Source organism: Acidovorax sp. GW458-11-26-14-TSB4, assembly GCF_059423865.1.
Genome location: NZ_JBWKYR010000013.1, coordinates 29437 through 39515 on the forward strand (window position 1 = coordinate 29437; position 10079 = coordinate 39515).

The following is a 10079-nucleotide window of genomic DNA, read 5'->3' on the forward strand; positions in this document are numbered from 1 at the left end:
TGCCGTTGGCAGCCGCTGCCGCGAGAGCCTTTGCCATGTTGAACACCACCGTTTTCCGAGTGGGCGCCTGCCTGGCAGGCGCCATGGTTGGAGTGTTTCTTCTGGTGGCCGTTCCTGGTTTCCAGTGGGGCCATGGTACGGCACTGGTGCCGCCAGACATCGCCCCCGTCGAGGTTGCGCAGGGCGATGGGGTGCTCAAGGCCCGCATCGAGACCTCCCTGCGTCTTTCCCCGGTGGTGGGCAGCACGCATATCACCGTGGATGTGGCCAAAGGCGCCGTGCTGCTCAGCGGGCCGATGGATGACCCAACACAGGCACAGCTGGCGCTGTTCATCGTGGCCAATATGCCCGGCGTCATCAGGGTCGAAAGCATCCTGTCCACGCGCGCGCAGGACCAGGCATCCGATGCCGCGCAGCGCGACGTTCTCGATGTCGAGGCAGCCAGGGCGGGCTTCCTGCGCAACGGAACACTTGGGCAGGCCGAGCGCCCCGGCGGATCAGAGCCTACCCCCTTGCAGGCTCCGCCTGGAAGCGAAACCGGTAAAGCCAGCCGCCTCGCAGACAGCGCCAGAGCAAGCCACGCCACCGGTATCCGGGCCATGGTGCATGGCGCCTTGGGCATCGCATCCGTGCATGATGAACTGCCGGTCAAGCGCTGACCCGGCGGGATGCCGCCCCGGCCGCTGTCACGCTGCCACCCCCATCAGTTCGGTGTAGATGGCCTTGTCGGCGGCATAGCAGCTGCAGGCCTGGGCCTGCATTCCCCTGCGGTCCAATACCGTCATCTCGCCCCGGCGGTAAGAGATGAGGCCGCTGTTCTGCAGCTCACCGGCAGCCACCGTGACGCCCACGCGGCGCACGCCCAGCATCAAAGCCAGAAACTCCTGGGTGACGTGAAAGCAGTTCGTGCCCGCGCGGTCCTGGCTCATCAGCAGCCAGCGCGCCAGGCGCGGGCGGATGGTGTGGTAGCGCTCGCATGCAGAGGCCATCGCCTGCTGGTGCAGCCGTACCAGCACGCTGGCCTGCAGCAGCCGCAGCAATGCGGGGTTGGTGGTCGTCTCCATGCGCAGCGCGGCGGCACCGATGCGCCAACTGGCACCTGCGCCCTGCACCAGTGCCCGCCAGGGGGTGCCAGCGGCACCCAGAATAAGCTCGGCCCCGAGCATGGCCTCGCGCCCTACCATGCCCACCTCCAGCGAGGGGTGCCGGTCTACCCCCACCACCAGCGAGACAAACCCCTCGCGCGGAAAATAGGCATGGCTCAGAGGGCTGCCTGGCGCGCTCAGTTCCGCCGACAGGGTGAGTTCGAACGACTCGCACTGCGCCAGCAGCTTCTCGCGTGCGGCCTGGGGAAGGCGCTCTATCAGTTGGTTTTCGGTGGATGCCATGGCCTTGGGTCTCGGGTCGTTCGGCACCTGAAAGGGGTAGGTACCGCCCGCCCCTGTGCGAGCCGGGGCTTCGGACAGTGGGCAGATGGCCAGTGTGGGAGCCGCAGCGGCGGTTGACTGTCTGGCAGCGCACATAGGCGCAGGCCCTCAGGTGGCAATGGTGCCGGGCAGCAGCCGGTCGTACTCCCTTTTGACGACGGCATAGCATTCGCAGGTGCGTGCTTCGAGCCCAGTGCGGTCCAGCACGCTGATGTGCCCCCGCGAGTAGCTGATCAACGCGGACTTTTGCAGCTTGAGCGCAGCCTCGGTCACGCCCTCGCGCCGCACACCGAGCATGTTGGCGATCAGTTCCTGCGTCATCACCAGCTGGTTGCCCTGCAGGCGGTCCAGGCTCAGCAGCAGCCAGCGGCACAGTTGCTGGTCCAGCGAATGGTGGCGGTTGCACACGGCCGTCTGCGCCATCTGGGTGATCAGGGCCTGGGTGTAGCGCAGCATCAGGTGCATGACCGGGCCCGAACGCGCGAACTCTTCCTTGACCACGTCGGCCCGCAGCCGAAAGCCCGAGCCCGCGCTTTGCACCACGGCGCGGCTCGGGGTGGAGCCGCCGCCCATGAAAATGGAGATGCCCACCACGCCTTCGAACCCCACCACGGCGATTTCCGCCGAAGCTCCGTCCTCCAGCACGTAGAGCAACGAGACGATGGCATTGGTGGGAAAGTACACGTACGGTGTCTTGCCCCCCGACTCATAGAGCACCTCTCCCAGCGGCAGTTTCACCGGCTCAAGCTCCGGCAACCAACGCAGCCACTCGTCCCTGGGCAGGGCCGCCAGCAACTGGTTGCGCAGGGCAGCATGGGGCGGCAAGGTCACGGGCACTCCGTTCATCGGTCGATTCGGCGGGCGGCAGGCTCAAGCAGGTATGCACAAGCCTGCGCATGGAAGAACACGAGGGTGGCTGATCGGCCCGCCCTGGTCTGTACGGTATCGCACATAGTGACCGCACGCGAGCATTCCTTTGCCGCCAGGCAAACGCCTTGGGGCCATGGAGTTTGCGCTGCGTGGCCCTTGTGTGCGACAGCGCACGGACACAGCGCTGCAGCAATGCCACCGTGCGGAGACCGCCGTGCAGCGATGGCGGCCTTCCTTGAAAAATAAAGCCGCGCGCCGGCAAGCCAGGACATCCGTGAAAGCCCCGCCGTATGCAGCAGCCTACCGAACCGGAAAAACAAGCCGCAGAGCGGGCCCAGCGCGTTGCCGAGGCCGCCGTGGCCCGCTGGGAAAGCATTGTCGAGATCCTGACCCCCATCCTGGGGCAACGGGGAGTGGCCGCCTTGTACCGCCGGACCTTGAGCCTGGCGGGCGGCCTCCATCCCTGCCTGGTGCAGGCGCAGGAGAGCGACGACCCGGTGAACTTCAAGCGCCTGCGGCGCGTGCTTGCGCAACAAGCTCCGGAGGTCGCGGCTGCCGCCACCGACGCTTCGCTGCAAACCTTCCGCGGGCTGCTGGACAGCCTGATTGGAAGCGCCCTCGCCCAGCGGCTGCTGGGCTCCGAATGGTCCCCCCTCTTCAGCGGCCCGCCCGCGCAGGACTCCAAGACATGACGAGCAAAGTGACGATCAGGCAGCTTGCGACCGGCGTTCCCGGCCTGGACGAGGTACTGGGTGGCGGACTGTCGGAGTTCTCCTTCAACCTGATTGCCGGCCAGCCTGGTGCCGGCAAGACCACGCTGGCGCACCAGATCATGTTTGCGCTGGCGACGCCCGAGCATCCGGCCCTGTATTTCACGGTGCTGGGCGAGCCGCCGCTGAAAATGCTGCGCTACCAGCAGCAGTTCGGGTTCTTCGACAGCGAGAAGGTGAACAACGCGATACGGTTCATCAATCTGTCCGATGCCACGGTGGAGGGCGATCTGGACACCGTGCTGTGGCGCATTACCGAGGAGGTGCAAAAGCAGAACCCGGCGCTGGTCTTTGTGGACTCATTCCGCTCCGTGGTCCTTTCCAACCAGGTGCTGGGCAAGTCCCAGTCCGAGCTGCAACTGTTCGTGCACCAGCTGGGCATGCTGATGACGAGCTGGCAGGCCACCACCTTTCTGATCGGCGAGTATTTCAATGAAAGGGACGCCAACCCGGTGTGCACCGTGGCCGACGGCTTGTTCTGGCTGCGGCAGAGCGTGCAGCGCAACTCCATGGTGCGAAAGCTGGAGATACTCAAGATGCGCGGCCAGTCCACGCTGCCGGGCCTGCACACCTTCCGCATCGACCACGGTGGCATCCGCGTCTTCGCGCCCGTGGGGCAGGAGTTGCAAAGCCGCAATGCGCCCCCGCTGCAGGCGGGCCAGGCCAGCCGCCTGTCCATCGGCGTGCAGGAACTCGATACCATGCTGGGCGGGGGCCTGCCGCGCGGCTACTCGGTGCTGGTGGCCGGGCCTTCCGGCTCGGGCAAGAGCATCCTGGCGGGCGCCTTCCTGGCCGAAGGCGCCCGCCAGGGAGAAACCGGGGTGATCGCCGCCTTCGAGCAGCAGCCCAGCGGCTCGCGCAACCCGGTGGTGGCAGCGCTCATCGAACAAGGCAAGGTCGGCATCGTGGACAGCCGCGCGCCCGACCTGTCCATCGACGAGATCGTGCACCTGCTCACCGCCGAGATCGCGCGGCTGAACGCCACCCGGGTCGTCATCGACTCGCTCTCGGGCTTCGAGCTGGCGCTGGCACCCACGTTCAGGGACGACTTTCGCGAGTCGCTGTCGCGCATGGTCACCGCGCTGGCCAGCACCGGGGTCACGGTGCTCATGACGTCGGAGCTGGAAGACCGCTACACCGACCTGCGCTTCAGCCCCTATGGCACTGCTTTCCTGACCGATGCCATCATCGTGCAGCGCTACACCGAGATCGACAGCCGCCTGCGCCGCCTGATCGCGGTCGTGAAGATCCGAGCGAGCGCGCATTCCGATGAAATGCGGCTGTTCAGCATCGGTGACGATGGCCTGCGCATCGGCGAGCGGCTGGCCGGCCACGAAGGACTGCTGGCCGGGCGCCCCACGCGCCAGCATGCAGCGGCCACGGTGCGCGAACGCGGAATGCCTGCCAATGCCGCCGCCTGACACGCTGCCAGCCGCGCCGGCCGAACAGGCCGCACCGATGGCCCAGGCCCTCGCACTGGTTGCGACCGACCTGCGCACGGCCTCGCAGGAGCTGACCGAGCTGCTGCTGCAGATCGACAACGCGCGCCACCTGCTGGCAGACCTGCACACGGAGCTGCAGGACGCCAAGGCGCTGGCCGAAGCCGGCACCAGCCAGAACCTGGTGGAAGCCAATGCGCACCTGGTCATCACGGCCTTGCAGAGCCAGGCGGATACCGAGCAGGCCACGCAGGAGCTGAGCGAGCTGTCGCGCGCGGCGGAGCTCGACGGGCTCACCCAGTTGGCCAACCGTGCCCTGCTGCACGACCGCTTCCACAAGGCCATGGCCCACGCCAGGCGGCACCATACGCGCCTGGGCCTGTTGTTCATCGACCTGGACAAGTTCAAGTCCATCAACGACACCCTGGGCCACGCGACCGGGGACCTGGTGCTGCAGCAAGCCGCCCGCTGCATGGAGGCGTCCATCAGGGACGTGGACACGGTCAGCCGCTACGGCGGAGACGAGTTCGTGATCCTGCTGGCGGACATTGCGGAAATCGCGGATGCCATCCTCGTGTCGAACAAGGTGGCGGCGGCCATCGCCGTGCCGATGGCCCTGGGAACCGAACGGCTGGTGGTCTCCGCCAGCATTGGCGTGTGCGTCTACCCGGACGATGGCCTCCGGCTCGATGACCTGTTGGTCTGCGCGGATGCGGCCATGTACCGCGCAAAAAAAGTCAAAGAGCACGAATCACCACCCCTGCCCTGAGGGCCCGGGATGCGCGGCGCGGGCCAATCCATCTACACCTTGCTTGATCCGGAGGTTTCCATGCACCGTTTCCTGTCCAGCAACCGCAACGAATTGATCGCGCGGTGCAAGCGCAAGGTGGCCGAGCGCCCCCAGCGCCAGGCCACCGACCAGCAACTGGCCCATGGCGTTCCCCTGTTCCTGGACCAGCTTACCCGCACACTCGCAGCGGAGAACGATGACGATGCCGCGACGAGCACAGCCATCTCGGGCCCGTCGGGCGGCGACGCGCTGGCATTGTCCGAAATCGGCGTGAGTGCCACCGCACATGGCAAGGAGCTGCTGCAGTTGGGCTACACCGTTGACCAGGTGGTTCACGACTACGGCGACCTGTGCCAGGCCATCACCGACCTGGCGTTCGAGCAGAATGCTCCCTTTGCCGTGGTGGAGTTTCGCACCTTGAACCGGTGCCTGGACAACGCCATTGCCGATGCCGTGACAGAGTTCAGCCTGCAGCGCGACGCACAGCTGTCCGCGCAACAGCTCGCGGGCGAGAAGCAGCGGCTCGGATTTCTGGTGCATGAGCTGCGCAACTCCCTGGGCACGGCCACCCTGGCCGTGCGAGCGCTGGAGCTGGGCAACATGGCCATCAACGGCGCCACCGGCGCGGTGCTCAAGCGCAGCCTGTCCACGCTTGGGCTGCTGATCAGCAGGGCAACGGCCGAGGTGCGCGGCGAGGGACATGGACAGCGCCAGTTTTTTTCCGTCGCAGCGTTCATATCCGACGTCGAACTGGCCGCTCGCCTGGACGAGGGCCTCAAAGGCGCGGCCCTGGAGGTCCGTGCCGTGGACCCTGCGCTGGCGGTCAAGGCCAACCGCGAGCTGCTGCATGCCGCGCTGGCCAACCTGCTGCAGAACGCCTTCAAGTTCACGCACGAGAACACTGTGGTGACCCTGACCGCCCATGCGTTCGGCGAGCATGTCCACATGGATGTCGAGGACCACTGCGGTGGGCTGCCCGCAGGCGGTGCCGCCAGGATGTTCATTCCGTTCCGGCAGAACGACGACAGCCGTGCCGGCCTGGGGCTGGGCTTGTCCATTGCCCGCCAAAGCATCGAGGCTGACCATGGCACCCTGACGGTGCGCGATGTTCCGGGCTCAGGCTGCGTCTTCACCATTTCGCTGCCCCGCCATTGCATGCCATAGGCCAGGCTGGCAGAGCGGCTGCCGGCGGCCAGCCTGGCCCAGCACGGTGGCCCTTCAAGGATGGATGCACTGCGCCCTGGACAGCGCGCCCTCCCGCAGTCCATGTCCTACGCGGCTGGGCAGTGCCGGCACGCTGCGCCTTGGCTACCCCGCCCCAGCAAGGCACGCGCCATCGCAGATGGATGGTTCAGCCGCGCCCTCAGCCGGCGGCCGAATCAATGGACTTGCGCAGGCGTGCTGTCGCCGCGCTGACGCGCGCTTCGAAATCCTTCCATCGGGCTGCGGTGGCCTGCTTCATCTCGGTCAGACTGTCCTGTGCCGATTGCACATCATCCTGAAGGGCGGATATGTCTTGGTTGATCTTGGTCTTGGCGTCCGTTGCAGCAACGCCGGCCTTCCGTTCCAGATCCGCTACGGCCGCCCTGCCCCTGGCAATGTCCTTGTCCGCATCGGCCAGAAACTGGTCGCGTTTGCTTGTGTCGTTGGCATACCTGAATTCGGGCATGGAGCGGATAGAGTCTTTCGTCGCGCCGGCCATCACCAATTTACCGGCGTGGTCTTGGATCCGGGAGACGGGAATCGCGACGTCGTGCCGTCCAATGCCCACAAAGCCTCCGGCGCTGACGATGATGTACGAGACGTTCCTTTCGGGAGAAATGATCAGGTCGTCCACCTTGCCCACCTTCTTTCCTGCATCGTTGTAGATGGTCTTTCCCATGAGCGTCCGCTTGACGCTCCAGCCCCTTGCAAGCTGTACCGACTCCGTTACCGTGGCATCCAGCGTCGTGGTTGCGCCTGCGACCTGCGGCCAGGCGGGTGTGGCCATGCAAAGCGCGCCACATGCAGCCAGGGCCGCCATGGCCAGGGGGGATAGTTGAATCTTCATGGTGATTTCCTCGTGTGTTGGCTTCCAGTGGGCGAAAGCAATTCGGATGCGCCACTCAACACGTTTGTAGGTACTTCGGAATGCCCCGTCTGTTCGGCAACGCACCTCCGTCGGCTGCCGTGGAGCGGCGACCGCGAATCGCTCACAGGCACGCTTTTCCGCGTGGCCCGGGGGTTCGCCACCGCACAGACCGCAAGCCCCAGATGGTGGCAAGCTCAATGCCCACTCAACGAATTGAAAGCAGCGCATGAAAACCGATAGCCAACTGCAGCGGGACGTGAGCGCGGAACTGCAATGGGAGCCCTCCATTCGAGCCGAGCACATCGGCGTGGAAGTGAAGGACGGCGTGGTCACGCTGGCAGGCCAGGTGGACTCCTACACCGAGAAGTGCAACGCAGAACGCGCGGCGCAGCGCGTATCGGGGGTCCATGCCATGGCAACGGAACTCAAGGTGCAGCTGCCAGACGATAGCCAGCGGTCTGACGCGGCGATTGCCGGTGCGGCCCAACAAGTCCTCGATTTGACCTCATCGGTACCCACCAATGCCGTCAAAGTGCTCGTGGAAAACGGCTGGATCTCGTTGACGGGCACGGTTGACTGGCACTACCAGCGTCGCGCAGCGGCTGCTGCGGTAAGGCACCTCACCGGCGTCATCGGTGTGAGCGACAAGATCGCACTCAAGCCATGGTTGACGGCAAGCGCAGTCCGGTCGGACATCGAGGCAGCGTTGATGCGCTCGTCGATCTCCGACGCAAGAAAGATCACGGTCAGGCTGCATGGAGCCGAGGTCACGCTGGCAGGAACCGTCAATAGCTGGGCAGACCGTGCCATCGCCACCAATTCGGCGTGGGGTACGCCGGGAGTGAGCAGCGTTGTGGACAAGCTGAGCCTGGCGTACTGATCGCTGCGTCGCAATCAGAAAGCCCGGTGCATGCGGCAGCGCGCACAGCATCCGACCCTTGGCTATCCAGGACGATGGACCCGCATCGGAGCATGAAATGAACACGATTGCACACCTTTCACGCCACCAACGCGCAACCCTTACCAACCTCCTTCAGGCGCGCCGCACCGAAATGCAGGTGTTGCAGGCATTGCACAGGCAAGATCTGTCGCAGGGGGAGTCTGCCCACCAGGCCCTGGCGCAGGATGCGGATGACGCACCGCGGCAGGCGGGAGACAGCACGGTGGAAGGGGTCCTGTCCGACATGCACAGCAAGGAGTTCGATGCGGTGGTCAGTGCGCTGCAACGCATCCACGCCAGGGAGTATGGGCTGTGCATCGACTGCATGGGGGCCATCCCGTTCCAGCGGCTGAGCCTTGAACCCCAGGCACTGCGCTGCGTGGGCTGCGAGAGCCGCCATGAGCGCAGCCAGAGGATGCCGGCCCATCCGATTGCGGTGACATGACCCATGACCCCATGGCCCGCTGCGCCCCATGAAATACAAGGACTATTACACCACGTTGGGGGTGCCGCGCGACGCCACGCTGGAGCAGGTCAAGAAAGCCTATCGAAAACTGGCCCGCCAGTACCATCCGGATCTCTCCAAGGACGCCGATGCCGAGGCGAAATTCAAGGAGCTGGCAGAAGCCTACGTGACCCTCAAGGACCCGGAAAAGCGCAGTGCCTACGAGCACATCGGCAAGCACGTCCCCGGCGAAGAATTTGAGCCGCCGCCCGCCTGGGAACGCCCTGCCGGCGGCAACGGCCCCACCTTCGCGGACATGGACCTGGCCGACCTGCTGGCGGCCATGGGGCACGGGCGGTCGGGCCGCCAGAGTGATGGCGGGCCGGTGCCGGGCCGCGATTTCGACACCACGGCGCGCATCAGCCTGGAGCAGGCGCACCAGGGAGCCAAGCTCACCCTGGAGCTTGACGACGGTGGGGCCGGGCGTGCGCTGGAAGTGACGATACCGGCGGGCATGCGCGATGGCCAGAAGCTGCGCCTGCGTGGGCAAGGTGGCAAAGGGCACCAGGGCGGCAACAATGGGGACATCTACCTGCACATTGCCCTGGCACCGCACCCGCTGTTCCAGGTGCAGCAGCACGACCTGTACTTCCACCTGGCGCTCAGCCCCTGGGAAGCCGCCCTGGGTGCGCAGGTGGAGATCCCCACCCTGGGCAAGCCCATGCTGCTGACGGTGCCCCCAGGCACCCGCCACGCCCGCAAGCTCAGGGTGCGCGGGCAAGGCCTGGCCAATGGCCATGGCGGGCGCGGAGACTTCTATGCCGTGGTGCACCTGGACATTCCGAAGACGCTGTCTGCCCGCGAGCGGGAGCTGTTCCAGGAACTGGCCGGTGCATCGGATTTCAACCCCCGTGAAGCAACCACCCTGGAGCATGCCCATGGCCCCACAAGCACATGACTGGCACTGGCTGGACCAGCGCGCCAGCGTCAGCCTGTCCGACCTGTCCCGAGCGAGCGGGCTGACCGCGCAGGAGCTGGCGGAGCTGGTCGACTATGGCGCCATCGCGCCACTGGCCTCGGAGCAGGAGGAGCCGCTGTTCAGCGCGCAGTGCCTCGTCCCGCTGCGGGCCGCGGTCAAGTTGCGCGTCATCTATGACCTGGACATCTTCACGGTGGTGCTGCTGATGGACGGACTGCAGCGCATCGAGGTTCTCACGCACCGCATCAGGACACTGGAAAGCCAGGTGCCGCGTGCCCATGGCGCATTGCCGCAGGCGATGCCGGAGCACATCGAGGTCACGGCCGAGTACAGGCCGTTTTGAGTACG

At 65.8% G+C, this 10079-nt stretch carries 12 protein-coding genes; 9 read left to right on the top strand and 3 right to left on the bottom strand.

Going from position 1 to position 10079, the window contains the following annotated elements:
* Positions 1–35: 35 nt before the first annotated feature.
* Complete coding sequence (locus AC07X5_RS22725) at positions 36–659, top strand: BON domain-containing protein (RefSeq protein WP_494771945.1); 624 nt, start codon at positions 36–38, stop codon at positions 657–659.
* Between the two features lie 27 nt (positions 660–686).
* Here the strand turns inward: AC07X5_RS22725 and AC07X5_RS22730 are convergent, their stop codons facing one another.
* Positions 687–1388 carry a Crp/Fnr family transcriptional regulator gene (locus AC07X5_RS22730; protein ID WP_409957573.1) on the bottom strand — a complete coding sequence of 234 codons (702 nt, stop codon included), beginning with the start codon at positions 1386–1388 and terminating at the stop codon, positions 687–689.
* A gap of 147 nt (positions 1389–1535) precedes the next feature.
* Entirely contained in the window at positions 1536–2273 is a 738-nt protein-coding gene (locus AC07X5_RS22735; protein ID WP_494771946.1) for a Crp/Fnr family transcriptional regulator, read from the bottom strand.
* A 314-nt stretch (positions 2274–2587) separates the two neighbouring features.
* Here AC07X5_RS22735 and AC07X5_RS22740 point away from each other — a divergent pair, with 314 nt between their 5' ends.
* From AC07X5_RS22740 to AC07X5_RS22755, 4 genes are read left to right on the top strand one after another with little or no spacing between them, the layout of a single operon-like run.
* Positions 2588–2989 carry a hypothetical protein gene (locus AC07X5_RS22740; RefSeq protein ID WP_409957575.1) on the top strand — a complete coding sequence of 134 codons (402 nt, stop codon included), beginning with the start codon at positions 2588–2590 and terminating at the stop codon, positions 2987–2989.
* The gene (locus tag AC07X5_RS22745; protein WP_494771947.1) at positions 2986–4488 is read left to right on the top strand and encodes a DUF7125 family protein; all 1503 of its coding nucleotides are present in this window, start codon (positions 2986–2988) and stop codon (positions 4486–4488) included. The genes AC07X5_RS22740 and AC07X5_RS22745 overlap by 4 nt, the downstream gene beginning before the upstream one ends.
* Complete coding sequence (locus AC07X5_RS22750) at positions 4475–5275, top strand: diguanylate cyclase domain-containing protein (protein ID WP_409957577.1); 801 nt, start codon at positions 4475–4477, stop codon at positions 5273–5275. The genes AC07X5_RS22745 and AC07X5_RS22750 overlap by 14 nt, the downstream gene beginning before the upstream one ends.
* A 60-nt stretch (positions 5276–5335) precedes the next feature.
* On the top strand, positions 5336–6460 hold the full coding sequence (locus AC07X5_RS22755) for a sensor histidine kinase (protein ID WP_409957578.1): 1125 nt from the start codon (positions 5336–5338) through the stop codon (positions 6458–6460).
* A gap of 199 nt (positions 6461–6659) precedes the next feature.
* Here the strand turns inward: AC07X5_RS22755 and AC07X5_RS22760 are convergent, their stop codons facing one another.
* Positions 6660–7346 carry a PRC-barrel domain-containing protein gene (locus tag AC07X5_RS22760; RefSeq protein ID WP_494771948.1) on the bottom strand — a complete coding sequence of 229 codons (687 nt, stop codon included), beginning with the start codon at positions 7344–7346 and terminating at the stop codon, positions 6660–6662.
* Between the two features lie 247 nt (positions 7347–7593).
* On the opposite strand from AC07X5_RS22760, the gene AC07X5_RS22765 reads away from it, so the two are divergent.
* The 4 genes from AC07X5_RS22765 (at position 7594) to AC07X5_RS22780 (ending at position 10074) form a co-directional block, all read left to right on the top strand.
* On the top strand, positions 7594–8247 hold the full coding sequence (locus AC07X5_RS22765; RefSeq protein ID WP_494771949.1) for a BON domain-containing protein: 654 nt from the start codon (positions 7594–7596) through the stop codon (positions 8245–8247).
* 97 nt (positions 8248–8344) lie between these two features.
* Positions 8345–8752 (top strand): TraR/DksA family transcriptional regulator, encoded by a 408-nt coding sequence (locus AC07X5_RS22770; protein WP_494771950.1) that lies wholly within the window; start codon positions 8345–8347, stop codon positions 8750–8752.
* Positions 8753–8780: 28 nt separating this feature from the next.
* On the top strand, positions 8781–9710 hold the full coding sequence (locus AC07X5_RS22775) for a DnaJ C-terminal domain-containing protein (protein ID WP_494771951.1): 930 nt from the start codon (positions 8781–8783) through the stop codon (positions 9708–9710).
* A complete protein-coding gene (locus AC07X5_RS22780; RefSeq protein ID WP_494771952.1) occupies positions 9691–10074 on the top strand; it encodes a chaperone modulator CbpM in 384 nt (127 codons plus the stop codon). The genes AC07X5_RS22775 and AC07X5_RS22780 overlap by 20 nt, the downstream gene beginning before the upstream one ends.
* Positions 10075–10079: the final 5 nt, after the last annotated feature.